The sequence below is a fragment of the uncultured Comamonas sp. genome (assembly GCF_964277875.1).
Lineage (GTDB): Bacteria > Pseudomonadota > Gammaproteobacteria > Burkholderiales > Burkholderiaceae_C > Comamonas > Comamonas sediminis.
The window spans coordinates 168,985-182,332 of the sequence record NZ_CAXYJV010000038.1 but is presented as its reverse complement, the minus strand read 5'-3'; the positions used below and the strand labels follow the sequence as shown (position 1 = coordinate 182,332).

General features: G+C 58.7%; 15 protein-coding genes and 1 tRNA gene. 14 read left to right on the top strand and 2 right to left on the bottom strand.

Translation table 11 applies throughout. The features are described from left to right. Positions 1–6: 6 nt before the first annotated feature. Complete coding sequence (locus tag ACHWUQ_RS14430; protein ID WP_312459201.1) at positions 7–918, bottom strand: DMT family transporter; 912 nt, start codon at positions 916–918, stop codon at positions 7–9. A gap of 101 nt (positions 919–1,019) precedes the next feature. On the opposite strand from ACHWUQ_RS14430, the gene ACHWUQ_RS14425 reads away from it, so the two are divergent. After that, positions 1,020–1,493, top strand: coding sequence for an Lrp/AsnC family transcriptional regulator (locus tag ACHWUQ_RS14425; protein ID WP_394681547.1), 474 nt, complete (start codon positions 1,020–1,022; stop codon positions 1,491–1,493). A 51-nt stretch (positions 1,494–1,544) separates the two neighbouring features. On the opposite strand, the gene ACHWUQ_RS14420 is transcribed toward ACHWUQ_RS14425, so the two are convergent. After that, complete coding sequence (locus ACHWUQ_RS14420) at positions 1,545–2,267, bottom strand: hypothetical protein (protein ID WP_394681546.1); 723 nt, start codon at positions 2,265–2,267, stop codon at positions 1,545–1,547. 348 nt (positions 2,268–2,615) lie between these two features. Between ACHWUQ_RS14420 and thrS the strand changes: the two genes are divergently transcribed. The 13 genes from thrS to ACHWUQ_RS14355 all read left to right on the top strand — a co-directional run bounded on the left by thrS (position 2,616) and on the right by ACHWUQ_RS14355 (position 13,210). Beyond that, a complete protein-coding gene (gene thrS, locus ACHWUQ_RS14415; protein WP_230771777.1) occupies positions 2,616–4,547 on the top strand; it encodes a threonine--tRNA ligase in 1,932 nt (643 codons plus the stop codon). A gap of 85 nt (positions 4,548–4,632) precedes the next feature. Then, the gene (infC, locus tag ACHWUQ_RS14410) at positions 4,633–5,250 is read left to right on the top strand and encodes a translation initiation factor IF-3 (protein WP_239811223.1); all 618 of its coding nucleotides are present in this window, start codon (positions 4,633–4,635) and stop codon (positions 5,248–5,250) included. A 245-nt stretch (positions 5,251–5,495) separates the two neighbouring features. Further along, complete coding sequence (gene rpmI, locus ACHWUQ_RS14405) at positions 5,496–5,699, top strand: 50S ribosomal protein L35 (protein ID WP_021025158.1); 204 nt, start codon at positions 5,496–5,498, stop codon at positions 5,697–5,699. Positions 5,700–5,725: 26 nt separating this feature from the next. Continuing rightward, positions 5,726–6,085, top strand: a complete 360-nt coding sequence (gene rplT / locus ACHWUQ_RS14400) for a 50S ribosomal protein L20 (RefSeq protein ID WP_021025157.1) — start codon at positions 5,726–5,728, stop codon at positions 6,083–6,085. 142 nt (positions 6,086–6,227) lie between these two features. Then, a complete protein-coding gene (pheS, locus tag ACHWUQ_RS14395) occupies positions 6,228–7,283 on the top strand; it encodes a phenylalanine--tRNA ligase subunit alpha (RefSeq protein WP_394681545.1) in 1,056 nt (351 codons plus the stop codon). After that, positions 7,280–7,447 carry a hypothetical protein gene (locus ACHWUQ_RS14390; RefSeq protein ID WP_394681544.1) on the top strand — a complete coding sequence of 56 codons (168 nt, stop codon included), beginning with the start codon at positions 7,280–7,282 and terminating at the stop codon, positions 7,445–7,447. Before pheS ends, ACHWUQ_RS14390 begins: the two co-directional genes overlap by 4 nt. Then, positions 7,434–9,887, top strand: a complete 2,454-nt coding sequence (gene pheT, locus ACHWUQ_RS14385; protein ID WP_394681543.1) for a phenylalanine--tRNA ligase subunit beta — start codon at positions 7,434–7,436, stop codon at positions 9,885–9,887. Before ACHWUQ_RS14390 ends, pheT begins: the two co-directional genes overlap by 14 nt. Positions 9,888–9,909: 22 nt before the next feature. Continuing rightward, a complete protein-coding gene (locus ACHWUQ_RS14380; protein WP_239811226.1) occupies positions 9,910–10,236 on the top strand; it encodes an integration host factor subunit alpha in 327 nt (108 codons plus the stop codon). A gap of 111 nt (positions 10,237–10,347) precedes the next feature. Then, positions 10,348–10,779: a MerR family transcriptional regulator gene (locus ACHWUQ_RS14375; RefSeq protein WP_239811227.1), complete on the top strand. Its 432-nt coding sequence runs from the start codon at positions 10,348–10,350 to the stop codon at positions 10,777–10,779. A gap of 18 nt (positions 10,780–10,797) precedes the next feature. After that, positions 10,798–10,874, top strand: a tRNA-Pro gene (locus ACHWUQ_RS14370). 511 nt (positions 10,875–11,385) lie between these two features. Then, on the top strand, positions 11,386–11,841 hold the full coding sequence (locus ACHWUQ_RS14365) for a hypothetical protein (protein WP_312459172.1): 456 nt from the start codon (positions 11,386–11,388) through the stop codon (positions 11,839–11,841). A gap of 130 nt (positions 11,842–11,971) precedes the next feature. Next, positions 11,972–12,751: a M35 family metallo-endopeptidase gene (locus ACHWUQ_RS14360; protein WP_394681542.1), complete on the top strand. Its 780-nt coding sequence runs from the start codon at positions 11,972–11,974 to the stop codon at positions 12,749–12,751. A 24-nt stretch (positions 12,752–12,775) separates the two neighbouring features. Further along, positions 12,776–13,210, top strand: a complete 435-nt coding sequence (locus ACHWUQ_RS14355) for a hypothetical protein (protein ID WP_394681541.1) — start codon at positions 12,776–12,778, stop codon at positions 13,208–13,210. Positions 13,211–13,348: the final 138 nt, after the last annotated feature.

Here is a 13,348-nt window from a genome sequence, read left to right as displayed (position 1 = left end):
CTGCAATCAGGCGACGGCCTGGCCCTCAGGTTTGGGCGCTGCTGCCTGCGGCGGTGCAGAGGGCTTGGCCGTCAGCGCGCTGCCCATTGCTGCCACCATGATCAGGCCGATGGCCGCCCACTGGGTGGCGGTCAGCAGCTCGCCCAGCACCAGCATGCCGGCAATCGCTGCAATGGCCGGCTCGGTGGCGAGCATCGTGGAGAAAGCGCCCGAGCTGAGGCGTTTGAGCGCGAACATTTCCAAGGTGTAGGGGATGGCGCTGGAGACAGCGGCCACCGCCAGCCCATAGAGCAGGATGGAGGGCTGCAGCAGCTTGGCGCCCGCCTCGGCAATGCCAAAGGGCACCACCACGATGGCGGCGGTCAGCAGCGCCAGCGACACCACCATGCCGCCATGCATATGGCCAGCACGTTTGCCCAGCACGATGTAGCCGGCCCAGCAGGCGGAGGCCATGACCGCATAGCACAGGCCCACCGGGTCGAGCGCGGCGGTCTGCACGCCAAACATCGGCAACACCAGCAGCAAAAACAAGCCCAGCGCCGCCAGCCCCAGCCAGACCAGGTCCAGCACGCGGCGCGAGGTCCAGACCGCCACCGACAACGGGCCGACAAACTCGATGGCCACCGTCACGCCAAAAGGCAGGCGCTTGATGGCCATGTAGAACAGCAGGTTCATGAGCCCCAGCACCACGCCAAAGATGGCAATCTGCCCCAGGTTGGCCTTGGTGGGCCCAAAGCGCCAGGGGCGCCAGATGAGCAGCAGCAGCAGCGCGGAAAAGCCCACGCGCAAGGCGGTAGTGCCCTGGGCGCCGACGACCGGGAACAGGTGTTTGGCAAAGCTGGTGCCCAGGCACAGCGCACTGACCGAGCCCAATACCGCCAACGAGGGCAGCAGGCGCTGCCAGAGAGAATCTTGCATGGCCGAGATAATATTGCAGCTGAGCGAAGTAAATTGCTCGAAAATTCGGTGCCAAATGCAAGTTTCGCTCTTGCTGTGCGCTTCTCCTCCAGGCCTTTGCGATGAACACTGAACTCGATGCTTTCGACCTGGCTATCTTGGGCATCCTGCAGCGCGACAACCTGCGGCCCCAGCGTGAGGTGGCCGAGCTGGTGAACCTGTCGCCGGCGGCTGTGCAGCGCCGCATTCGTCGCCTGCAAGACAGCGGGGTCATCGCCACCAACACGGCGCAGCTCAGTCCGGAGGCCGTGGGCCGGCCGCTGACCATCTTTATCGAGGTGCAGCTGGTCAATGAGCTCGATGCGTTGACCCAGGGCTTTCGCGCCCGCGTGGCGGCCGAGCCTGCTGTGCAGCAGTGCTACATGGTCACCGGCCAGACCGATTACCTGTTGGTGGTGACGGCCCGCGACATGCAGGAGTACCAGGCCATCACCCAGCGGCTGTTCGGTGGCGACCAGAATATCCAGCGCTTCAACACCTCGATTGCGCTGGCCACCCTCAAATGCAGCCTGCATTTGCCGCTGCCTGCGCGCTGAATCGGCTGGTCTGGGCGAGCAGGGTGGGGCGCAGCGACGCGAAGAGGGTCCTTAATGCGCCACCGCCTGCACCGGCAGGAACTGCAGCAGGCTGCCGCCGGCCAGCCCCTGCACATAGCCAATCACCGCGCGCCGGTATTTCTCGGAGACGACATCGGCCATCAGGTCATTGCGGGCAATCATCTTGCCAAATTCGCGCTCGAAGCTCAGGTTGCGTTCGTTGGCATTGAGCTCGTTGCTCAGCAGCATCGCCTGGCCATTGCCCAGCCTGCGGTGGGTGAGCATCCAGTTGGCAATCTCCAGATTGCGTGAGGCGTTGTACACCGCCTGGGCATCGAGCCCATGGATCAGATAAAAGGTGGTGCGGCCCCCGTAGGCGGTGATCAGCATGTCGGCCGTGGCCCAGGTGAAGGCGGCGACCCGGTCGCCCGCGAATTCGGGTGCCAGCGCCATGCTCATGCCGGCAATGTCGCGTTGATCCAACAAATCCGGCCAGGGTTGCTGGTTTTCTATCGCTTCGCGCACGGCCTTCATCGCTGCTTCCCGGTTGTCGAAACCGCCCTTGCGCCACTCCTGAGGATTGCGGCGGTAGAGCTTGTCCATCAGCACATACAGGCTTTGCAGGTTGGCGCGCATGCTCAAGGTAGCCATGCGGTTCACATCGGACTGGCCCCATTCCTGGGCCTGCATGTCGCGTTCGGGGACTTTGCCACGGGTGGCGGGGGTGCTGGTGCAGCCCCCTTGCAGCAATAGCGCAGCCAGGCAGGCGGACATTCCAACAGATCGGGCGTAGCGATAGGGCATATCTAATCGTCAAGGTCTGCTATCGTTTTGATTATGGCAAGCGCGGTGGCGGCTGGATTGCGGGAAGACCAGCAGATTGCATCAGAATGTGGGAAAATGACAGTCGTTTTAGATTTCATCCACTGGTAAGAGCGAGAAAGGCAACATCGGTTATGACACCGCGAACTACAACCACTTGGGGTTTGACTGGCCAATAAGGCCGGTGGTTCGCGCCTGTACGACGATTTCGTCTCCTCACACCAAAGCGCGGACAAGCTCCGCGCTTTTTGCTTTTCTGGGCGGCGCGGCTCTGTACAGCACGATTATTTAGGATTTCTCATGGTTCAAATTACGCTTCCCGATGGCTCCAAGCGCGACTATCCGGGCCCCGTGTCGGTGGCCGATGTCGCTGCATCGATTGGCGCCGGCCTGGCCAAGGCTGCGCTGGCTGGCAAGGTGGGTCTGGGCGACAACGCCAAGGTGGTGGACACCAGCTTTGTCATCGACCGCGACATGCCGCTGTCCATCGTGACGGCCAAGGACGCTGACGGCCTGGAAGTGATCCGCCACTCCACCGCCCACTTGCTGGCCTACGCCGTCAAGGAGCTGTTCCCGGAAGCCCAGGTCACCATCGGCCCGGTGATCGACAATGGCTTCTACTACGACTTCGCCTATAAGCGCCCCTTCACGCCCGAAGACCTGGTGGCGATCGAAAAGCGCATGGCCGAACTGGCCAGCAAGGACGAGCCCGTGGTGCGCCGCGTGCTGCCGCGCGACGAAGCCGTGGCCTACTTCAAGGGCCTGGGTGAGAACTACAAGGCCGAGATCATCGCCTCCATCCCCAGCAATGAAGATGTGAGCCTGTACCGCGAAGGCGCGTTTGAAGACCTGTGCCGTGGCCCCCACGTGCCCAGCACCGGCAAGCTCAAGCACTTCAAGCTGATGAAGGTGGCAGGCGCCTACTGGCGTGGTGACCACAACAACGAGATGCTGCAACGCATCTACGGCACGGCCTGGGCCAGCAAGGACGATCTGCAGCAGTACCTGACGATGCTGGAAGAGGCCGAAAAGCGCGACCACCGCAAGCTGGGCCGCGAGCTCGACCTGTTCCACATCGACGAGCATTCGCCCGGCACCGTGTTCTGGCACCCCAAGGGCTGGTCGATCTGGCAAGAGGTCGAGCAGTACATGCGCAAGGTGTACCGCGACAACGGCTACCAGGAGGTGAAGGGTCCGCAGATTCTGGACAAGACCTTGTGGGAGAAGACCGGCCACTGGGACAAGTACCGCGAGAACATGTTCACGACCGAGTCGGAAAAGCGCGAATACGCGCTCAAGCCGATGAACTGCCCCGGCCACATCCTCATCTACAAGCAAGGCATCAAGAGCTACCGCGATCTGCCGCTGCGCTTTGGTGAGTTTGGCGCCTGCCACCGCAACGAGCCCACCGGCTCGCTGCACGGCATCATGCGCGTGCGTGCCTTTACGCAGGATGACGGCCACATCTTCTGCCTGCCCGAGCAGATCCAGGCCGAGGTGACCGCGTTCACGGCGCTGCTGCAAAAGGTCTATGCAGACTTTGGCTTCACCAACATCCTCTACCGCCTGTCGACGCGCCCTGAAAAGCGCATCGGCACCGACGAGAGCTGGGATGCGGCCGAAGCGGCACTGGCCGAAGGCCTGCGTGCCTCGGGTTGCGAGTTCGAATACCTGCCGGGCGAGGGCGCGTTCTACGGCCCCAAGATCGAGTACACCTTGAAGGACGCACTGGGCCGTGAATGGCAGTGCGGCACCATCCAGGTCGACCCGAACCTGCCCGAGCGTCTCGATGCCGAGTTCGTCGGCGAAGACGGCGAGCGCCACCGCCCCATCATGCTGCACCGTGCGATCGTGGGCTCGCTCGAGCGCTTCATCGGCATCCTGATCGAGCAGCACGCCGGCGCGCTGCCCGCCTGGCTGGCGCCCACGCAAGTGGCGGTGCTCAACATCACCGACGCACAAGGCGCCTACGTGCAGGAAGTGGCCGACAAACTGCGTAAGGCCTTGCCGTTCCAAGGGCTGCGTGTGGTTACCGATCTGCGCAATGAGAAGATTACGTATAAAATACGGGAGCATTCGTTGCAAAAGCTGCCCTATATTCTTGTCGCCGGCGACAAGGAAAAGGCAGCCGGAGCCGTAGCAGTGCGCGCCCGGGGCGGTAAAGACCTCGGTGTGATGTCCGTAGATGCATTCGTAGAACTGATTGCCCAGGACATCGCCGCTAAAGCGTAACAAGCCTACCCAGGCACTGAAAGGCTTTGGACAGCGTGGACTGCGTTAATAGCAGCTACGCTGTCGTAGCTTTTAAATTTTTAGGGTGAAAGCCATAGCTACTGAATTCCGTGATCGCCGCCACCGCGAAGAGCGCAAACACCGTCTGAACCGTGAGATTCAGGCACCTGAAGTGCGTCTGTCCGGTCCTGATAATGAACCCCTGGGCATCGTGCCGCTGATGGAAGCGCTGCGCATGGCCGGAGAGCTGGATGTTGATCTGGTCGAGATCGTCGCCACGGCCACGCCTCCAGTCTGCCGCCTGATGGACTACGGCAAGTTCAAGTATCTGGAGCAGAAGAAGGCGGCCGAGGCCAAGGCCAAGCAAACCGTCATCGAAATCAAGGAAATCAAGTTCCGTCCCGGTACTGATGATGGCGACTACAACGTCAAGATGCGCAATATCCGCCGCTTCCTGGCTGACGGCGACAAGGTCAAGGTGACCCTGCGCTTCCGTGGTCGTGAAATCACCCACCAGAACCTGGGCATGGACCTGCTCAACCGCATCCGCGACGAGCTGGCCGACCTGATCCAGGTCGAGCAGTTCCCCAAGCTGGAAGGCCGCCAGATGATCATGATGATCGCCCCGGCGCGCAAGAAGCCCGGTGGCGCTGCCGCTGGCAAGCCGGTGGAGGGAAATTCCTCCCCAGTAGCCACAGCTTAAAGAAGCGGTTAGAATACCGGATTACCGATAAGCGGCTTAGGCCGCTTTCGGTTTTTAGCAGAGCAGCGGCGGCGCCTGCCGGAGTCCGGGGTCTTGACTCTGGTGCCTCGGAGGGGTGCAGTCAACACTCTGCGCATTGATAGAGTAGATGTAATCTAGGTCTGTCACAGAAGTGGCTCGGGGCCAAAACAAGTTCCGTCATGGCGATGGAACGCCTCACGAGCACAAACATAAGGAGCATTCACATGCCCAAAATGAAGACCAAAAGCAGCGCGAAGAAGCGTTTTCGCGTTCGTCCAGGTGGCACCGTCAAGCGCGGTCAAGCCTTCAAGCGTCACATCTTGACCAAGAAGACCACCAAGAACAAGCGCCATCTGCGTGGTGCAACCGCTGTGCATGAGACCAACATGGGTCACATGGCACAAATGTTGCCCGGCATGGGCCTGTAATTCACTGACGAACTAGGAGAAAACACATGCCTCGCGTCAAACGTGGTGTAACGGCACGCGCCCGTCACAAAAAAGTTCTGGCCCTTGCTAAGGGTTTCCGCGGTCGCCGTGGTAACGTTTTCCGCGTTGCCAAGCAAGCGGTAATGAAGGCAGGCCAGTACGCCTACCGTGACCGTCGTACCAAGAAGCGCGTGTTCCGCCAACTGTGGATCGCCCGTATCAATGCCGCTTCCCGTGAACTGGGCCTGACCTACAGCCAGTTCGCCAACGGCCTGAAGAAGGCTGCCATTGAAATCGACCGCAAGATGCTGGCCGATATCGCCGTGCACGACAAGGCTGCTTTTGCAGCTATCGTCGACCAAGTCAAGGCCAAGCTGGCTGCCTAAGGTCACGATCGGTAGTTACTGTTGATTTGGTAGCTGCTGGTGCACACACAGCAAGGGCTAGGGCTTGAAAAGGCGCTAGCCCTTGTTTTTTTATCGCCAGGCTGCTTTTGGCGGCCCGGCACCAAAGTCGATAAGAGTCGATATGAACGAGTTGGATTCTCTGGTCGAAAGCGCGCAACAGTTGTTTGCGCAGGCCCATACCCCCGCTGATCTGGAAAACGCCAAGGCGCAGTTTCTGGGCAAGTCGGGCAAGATGACCGAACTCATGAAGGGCATGGCACAGCTTTCCGTCGAAGAGAAAAAATCGCGCGGCGCCGCCATCAATGTGGCCAAGCAGGCGATTGAGGCGGCCTTGACGGCGCGCCGCAAGGCGCTGGCCGATGCCGAGCTGCAAGCCCACCTCAAGGCCGAAGTGCTGGATGTAACCCTGCCCGGCCGCCGCCGTGGCAGCGGTGGTCTGCACCCGGTGTCCATCACGATGGAGCGCATCGAAGGCATCTTCGGCTCCATGGGCTTCGATGTGGCCGAAGGCCCCGAGATCGAATCCGACTGGTTCAACTTCACCGCGCTCAACACGCCGGAAGACCATCCCGCGCGCTCCATGCACGACACCTTCTATGTGGAAGGCGGCATGCAGCACGCGCCCAATCTGCTGCGCACGCACACCAGCCCGATGCAGGTGCGCCATGCCGTGCAGCACGTCAAGCGCTACCGCAACCTGATCGACGCGGGCCAGACCATGCCCGAGATCCGCGTGATCGCCCCGGGGCGTACCTACCGCGTGGATTCGGACGCCACCCACTCGCCGATGTTCCACCAGTGCGAAGGCCTGTGGATCGGCGAGAACGTGAGCTTCAAGGACCTCAAGGTCGTGTTCACCGACTTCTGCAAGACCTTCTTCGAGCAGGATGACCTGGTGCTGCGCTTCCGCCCCAGCTTCTTCCCGTTCACCGAGCCCTCGGCCGAGATCGACATCCAGTTCCAGAGCGGGCCGCTGGCCGGCCGCTGGCTGGAAGTCTCGGGCGCTGGCCAGGTGCACCCCAACGTGGTGCGCAACATGGGCCTGGACCCCGAGAAATACATTGGCTTTGCCTTTGGCATGGGCCCTGACCGCCTGACCATGCTGCGTTATGGCGTCAATGACCTGCGCCTGTTCTTTGACGGCGACATCCGTTTCCTGTCGCAGTTCCAGTCATGAAAACGGAGCGGGCGGTGCTGCAGATGGGCGATGCCATCCCCAGCGCCCGGGCAGCAGGTGCTGCCACCCGCTCCCCATTGAAACGCAAGAACGCCCTGCCTGCCGATGCCCGATATGGCACTGCAGGCCTGAACGCCAAAGAGTCCGACTATGCAATTTCCTGAATCCTGGTTGCGCCAATACTGCAACCCGTCGCTGACCACCCAAGAGCTGGCCGATACCTTGACCATGGCGGGTCTCGAGGTCGAAGAGCTCGACCCTGTCGCGCCTCCGTTCACCGGCATCGTTGTCGGTGAGATCAAAGAAGCCGTGCAGCACCCCGATGCCGACCGCCTGCGCGTCTGCCAGGTCGATGTGGGCGGCCCTGAGCTGCTGAACATCGTTTGCGGCGCGCCCAATGCGCGCGTCGGCATCCGCATCCCCTGCGCCACCGTGGGCGCCGAGCTGCCACCCGGCGCAGACGGCAAGCCTTTCAAGATCAAGATCGGCAAGCTGCGCGGCGTGCAAAGCTTTGGCATGCTGTGCTCGGCCAAGGAGCTGGGCATTGCCGATGACCACGGCGGTCTGCTGGAGCTGCCCGCCGATGCGCCGCTGGGCCAGAACGTGCGCGAGTACCTGAACCTCGACGACACCTTGTTCACCCTCAAGCTCACGCCCAACCTGGCGCATTGCCTGTCGGTCTACGGCGTGGCGCGCGAGCTGTCGGCACTGACCGGCACGCCCCTCAAGGCTCTGTCCTTCCCGGCCGCTGCGGTGGCTTCGCAAGACAAGCTGCCCGTCAAGATCGAGGCGACCGACCTGTGCGGCCGTTTCTCCGGCCGCATCGTGCGCAACGTCAACACCCAGGTCAAGACCCCGCAGTGGATGGTGGACCGCCTGGCCCGCTGCGGCCAGCGCGCTGTCAGCCCGCTGGTCGACATCTCCAACTACGTGATGTTCGAGCTGGGCCGTCCCAGCCACATCTTCGATCTGGACAAGATCAGCGGCGGCCTGAGCGTGCGCTGGGGCAAGCAGGGCGAGACGCTCAAGCTGCTCAACGGCAACACCATCACCATTGACGACTTCCTCAAGGTCGGCGTGATCGCGGACGCGCACGGCCTGGAGTCGCTGGCCGGCATCATGGGTGGCGACGCCACGGCCGTGTCCGATGACACCAGGAACATCTACATCGAAGCGGCCTTCTGGTTCCCCAAGGCGGTGGCCGGCCGCTCGCGCCACTTCAACTTCTCGACCGACGCGGGCCACCGCTTCGAGCGCGGTGTGGACCCCCAGTTCACCACCGAGCATATCGAGCGCATCACCCAGCTGGTGCTGGAGATCTGCGGCACGTCTGAGACGCAGGTGGCTGCCATGGACGACCAGCAGCCCAACATGCCTGCGCCCAAGACGGTGCAGCTGCGTGTGGCACGTGCGGCCAAGGTCATCGGCATGCCGGTGACCCAGCAGCAATGCCTGGATGCGCTGAACGGCCTGGGCCTGCCTGCCACCGTGGTGCAAGAAGGCGTGATCAGCGTGACCGCGCCCACCTTCCGTTTCGACATCAACCTGGAAGAAGACCTGGTTGAAGAAATCGCACGGATGATTGGCTACGAGAACCTGCCCACCAGCAAGCCGCTGGCGCCGATCTCGCCCAAGCTGCGTGCCGAGAATTCCCGCAGCCCTTACGCCGTGCGCCATGTGCTGGCCGGCCTGGGCTACCAGGAGACCATCAACTTCAGCTTTGTCGAAGAAAAGTGGGAGCAAGAGCTGGCCGGCAACCAAGATGCCATCAAGCTGCTCAACCCCATCGCCAGCCACCTGAGCGTGATGCGCTCGTCTTTGCTGGGCTCGCTGCTGCAGGTGCTCAAGTTCAATGTGGACCGCAAGGCACAGCGCGTGCGCGTGTTCGAGCTGGGCCGCGTGTTCTTCAAGGACGACTCGGTCGCCGAGTCTGACACCACCGTCAAGGGCTTCCACCAGCCCATGCGCGTGGCCGGCCTGGCCTACGGCGCAGCCGACCAGCTGCAATGGGGCCGCGACGAGACCAAGGTCGATTTCTACGACGTCAAGGGCGATGTCGAGGCACTGCTCGCGCCGCTCAAGCCGGTGTTTGAAGCGGCCGAGCACCCCGCGCTGCACCCCGGCCGTTGCGCCCGCGTGCTGCTGGATGGCAAGGCCATCGGCTTTGTCGGCGAGCTGCACCCCCAGTGGCGCCAGCAATGGGATCTGGCCCAGGCGCCGGTGATGTTCGAGCTGGCCCTCGATGCCGTGCTGGCACGCCAGGTGCCGGTGTTCGCACCGGTGGCCAAGCACCAGGTGGTCGAGCGCGACATCGCCGTCGTCGTCAAGGAAGCCGTTACCCACGCCCAGATCATGCAGGCCATCACGGCTGCCAGCGCAGGTGCTATCCTGCGCAGTGCCGTGCTGTTCGACGTGTTCCGGCCCAAGAAGCTCAAGGCCGGTGAAGAGGCCGCCGCCGGCAGCCTGGCCCAGGACGAGAAGAGCCTGGCCGTGCGTCTGAGCCTGGGCCACGACGAGCGCGCGCTGGAAGACACCGAGATCGAAGCGGCCGTGCAGGCCGTGGTGGAACAACTCACACAAAGCCTGGGTGCGCGTCTGCGCTGATCCCACACGCGAGGATTGCTATATGGAATTCACCGTTGAGAGCCTGGAACAACCTGCGCTGACCAAGGCGCAGCTGGCCGACATGCTGTTTGACAACATCGGCCTGAACAAGCGCGAAGCCAAGGACATGGTCGATGCCTTTTTCGACCTGATCTCGGAGAGCTTGATCAAGGGCGAAGATGTGAAGCTGTCGAGCTTTGGCAACTTCCAGGTGCGCATGAAGAAGGCCCGCCCCGGCCGCAATCCGCGCACCGGAGAAGAGGTGCCGATCGAGGCGCGCCGCGTGGTGACCTTCCATGCCAGCGGCAAGCTCAAGGATTCGGTGCAGGCTCCGGCCGACATGGGATGACGCAGGCCCTGTGAGCATGGGGCGCCAGCGCACCAGCACTGACGGTCCCGCCATTGCCCGCTTTCGCCTATATGCAACACGGCCGCTTTCGCGGCTGTTTACAATTTGTCCATGGAAAAACAGCTGCCCCCCATCCCTGCCAAGCGCTACTTCACCATCGGTGAGGTATCGGTGCTATGCGACGTCAAGCCGCATGTGCTGCGCTACTGGGAGCAGGAGTTCACGCAGCTGCGCCCGGTCAAGCGCCGGGGCAACCGCCGCTACTACCAGCACCATGAGGTGCTGATGATCCGCCGCATCCGTGAGCTGCTCTATGAGCGCGGCTTCACGATCAGCGGCGCGCGCAACCAGCTCCAGTCGCTGCCGCGCGGCCAGGCCATGCTCGATGCGCTGGAAGACGACAGCATGTTCGCGCTGCAGGAAGAGGGCGCCGATGCGCTGGCTGCCGGCATGCCCGAAAGCGCTGAACCGCTGAGCTGGCAGCAGGCCGCGGTCGAGTTGCAAGAAATTCGTCGCATTCTTTCCGGAGACCCGGAAAACTAGGTATATAATTCAAGTCTTCGGAATGTAGCGCAGCCTGGTAGCGCACTTGCATGGGGTGCAAGGGGTCGCGAGTTCGAATCCCGCCATTCCGACCAAAAAGACAAGGACTTAGCTCGAGAGAGCTAAGTCCTTTTTCTTTTATTGCGCGCATGTGTTCAAGGGCCTTAACAATGCTCAATGCCGTTTCTCTCTCTGCACGCGCCAGCGCGCACGTCGCCGCTTCACGGGCCGACTGCCTCGCAACATCAGCTTGTCTTCTCCTCTGACCGATTCTGCAGGGCTACAGGCGCCCCATTGGAGTGTGATGAAGTGTGTTCGTTAATTGGATGTAACACCTTCTCTAACGATAGTCGCAGGTATAGCACTTGATATATCGGTCGCGCCCTTCCCGGGCTCAGTGCTAAGGCCGGCCGGTACTCTCTTTTCCCTGCGCATAGCATCTTAGACTTCAAAATGACTTCTTGAAGACTTAATCTCGAATTCGCGCTGTCTATCCATTAACACATCGACCTATTTAATTTGGTATATGTCTGTATTAAGCACATACAGTTAATTGCACGATAGTTTTTCTAAACCAATCATGGTAGTCTTGGTGACGATTCCTTCATGAAAGCTTGGTTTGATATGAGATTTAATTCAATAAAAATATATCTTTATTTGTTGATGTTCATTTCATTCTCTGCCTCGGCATGCAGTCTTGCAGGACTGCAATATGACGTGAAATACGGTGACGACAGCACTTCAATGAGTGCGACGGAAGCGCGCAAACTGGCAGAGTGGTTTATAGATTTGCGGGATGGTATTGGTATCAGTTACGCCTATGCGTTCACTAGTTCAATAGCTGGTGATAGCCGAACCCATGCAATCTCGTTAGCTCGTCGTGAAAGCATACAACGATTGCTAGAGGCCCTGAATAAAAACGGCTCGGAAATAAAATACGGTGATTCAGAATTAAAAAATACTCCAAAAGTTATGTGGCCTTATTGGCTGAGTGTCGTTAATGTAGGAATTCAGCCTCTATGTGCGGAGACTAACTCATGTTGTGGTGGGAGATACCGATGATGCTATCAGCTATTTTATGTATAAATGATTTAGAGGTGAGAATTTAAAAATTTTTAATCCATTAATTAATTAAGCGTTGCAAATTCTTTTCACGACTCTATGATTTTTAATGCTTGCAAATGGAGAAGGTATGCCAATATTCAAAGTCCCTGGACCTTTGGGTGTAAATGTTCCAGGACCCAATGGGTTTGGAAGAGATCCATTCTATGCCAATGGTATACACCAAGCACCTAGTTGTGGATCTAATGGCGGCTGCGATCCCTATCAGTCTCACATGGCGCACAAGCAGTCTCCTTTAGATGCTCCTGAATGGGATGGGGTCGTTAATATTTGCTATGACGTAAAGGGGCGGCAGTTTGGTGAGTTGATGATGAGTTTGCGTGACTCTGCGATAGGCTATGCGCAAGACAGGCATGCTGAGCTATCGCGTTGGGATGAAACTAGCAAAGAAAGAACCAAAAAATGGTTCAATAGTGCAGATGGAGATATCCGCAACTACTTGCTTGCAATATTGGATTCAGTCATAAGGGTTCTGAGATCCCTCACTCCTGAAAATTTTGAGTACAACACACAAGAGAATAGCGTGCGATCAGGTTGTTTGCCCGGGCAAGGTATGGTATTGACGGGAGTGCTTGCTGCAGTTTGCCCGACGGATATTTTGGCTCATCGTATTGCTATAAATATGGGATTTTTTGAATTGCCGAAAATGGGTTATTCATACGGTGGCTCAGAGTTTGGGCAGAAAGACTCGCAGTTGTTGACACTTATTCATGAGGTAACACATTTCTATGATGTTGCAGGCTCTATCGATAGTTTTAATGGTGTGTTCAATGCAGCTAAAAATTTCAGTAATGCTAAAGCGAAAATGAATGCGGATAGCTTGGCTGCGTATATATTGGGTATTGACTAATTTTTTTAAATATTGGATTTTAAAATGAATGCTATCAGATGTATTTTCATTGCTTTATCTTTCATTGTAAACTCTCCTGCCGTTGCGTGTAAGCTAGGTGGTCTGCAGCAGTTCATTGAGTTCGAGGAGGGAAGTACTACCATTGGCACGTCCACAGCGCGTAATGTAGTGCTATGGTTTATTGATTTGAGAGATTTTTATGGAATTAGCTCAGTTTTGGTTTTCGCAAATTACAGTGTAAATGATAAAAATACTGAAAATGTTTCTGCCAAACGTTTGAGTAATATTTCTAAATTACTCACTCCATTGGTTCCAGAGGGGGTTAAAGTTGAATACATAAATTGGCCTAAAAAACCAAACTCAAAAGCAGCTGAAAAATATTACTTCAATACACTAGGGATTAGCATTCAGCCCAAATGCATCGAAACCCAGTCGTGCTGTGGTGGCAATATGCGGTGATAGCTGGCTTGGTAATATGCATTTCTATCTTCGAGGGTGAGAGAATTCGGTTTTTTGAGAATATTCCTCACCCGAGCTGCTCTTGAGGCTTGGTCCAGCAACTCCCTATCTTCGAGGAATCAAGAAAGGCCAGTGCCA

Excerpts from the sequence above, each read along its gene's own strand:
- rplT (WP_021025157.1), top strand. The coding sequence starts at position 5,726 with ATGCCTCGCGTCAAACGTGGTGTAACGGCACGCGCCCGTCACAAAAAA.
- ACHWUQ_RS14380 (WP_239811226.1), top strand. The coding sequence starts at position 9,910 with ATGGAATTCACCGTTGAGAGCCTGGAACAACCTGCGCTGACCAAGGCG.
- ACHWUQ_RS14425 (WP_394681547.1), top strand. The coding sequence starts at position 1,020 with ATGAACACTGAACTCGATGCTTTCGACCTGGCTATCTTGGGCATCCTG.
- thrS (WP_230771777.1), top strand. The coding sequence starts at position 2,616 with ATGGTTCAAATTACGCTTCCCGATGGCTCCAAGCGCGACTATCCGGGC.
- ACHWUQ_RS14365 (WP_312459172.1), top strand. The coding sequence starts at position 11,386 with ATGAAAGCTTGGTTTGATATGAGATTTAATTCAATAAAAATATATCTT.
- ACHWUQ_RS14430 (WP_312459201.1), bottom strand. The coding sequence starts at position 918 with ATGCAAGATTCTCTCTGGCAGCGCCTGCTGCCCTCGTTGGCGGTATTG.
- ACHWUQ_RS14390 (WP_394681544.1), top strand. The coding sequence starts at position 7,280 with ATGAAAACGGAGCGGGCGGTGCTGCAGATGGGCGATGCCATCCCCAGC.
- rpmI (WP_021025158.1), top strand. The coding sequence starts at position 5,496 with ATGCCCAAAATGAAGACCAAAAGCAGCGCGAAGAAGCGTTTTCGCGTT.
- pheT (WP_394681543.1), top strand. The coding sequence starts at position 7,434 with ATGCAATTTCCTGAATCCTGGTTGCGCCAATACTGCAACCCGTCGCTG.
- ACHWUQ_RS14420 (WP_394681546.1), bottom strand. The coding sequence starts at position 2,267 with ATGTCCGCCTGCCTGGCTGCGCTATTGCTGCAAGGGGGCTGCACCAGC.
- ACHWUQ_RS14355 (WP_394681541.1), top strand. The coding sequence starts at position 12,776 with ATGAATGCTATCAGATGTATTTTCATTGCTTTATCTTTCATTGTAAAC.
- ACHWUQ_RS14375 (WP_239811227.1), top strand. The coding sequence starts at position 10,348 with ATGGAAAAACAGCTGCCCCCCATCCCTGCCAAGCGCTACTTCACCATC.
- pheS (WP_394681545.1), top strand. The coding sequence starts at position 6,228 with ATGAACGAGTTGGATTCTCTGGTCGAAAGCGCGCAACAGTTGTTTGCG.
- ACHWUQ_RS14360 (WP_394681542.1), top strand. The coding sequence starts at position 11,972 with ATGCCAATATTCAAAGTCCCTGGACCTTTGGGTGTAAATGTTCCAGGA.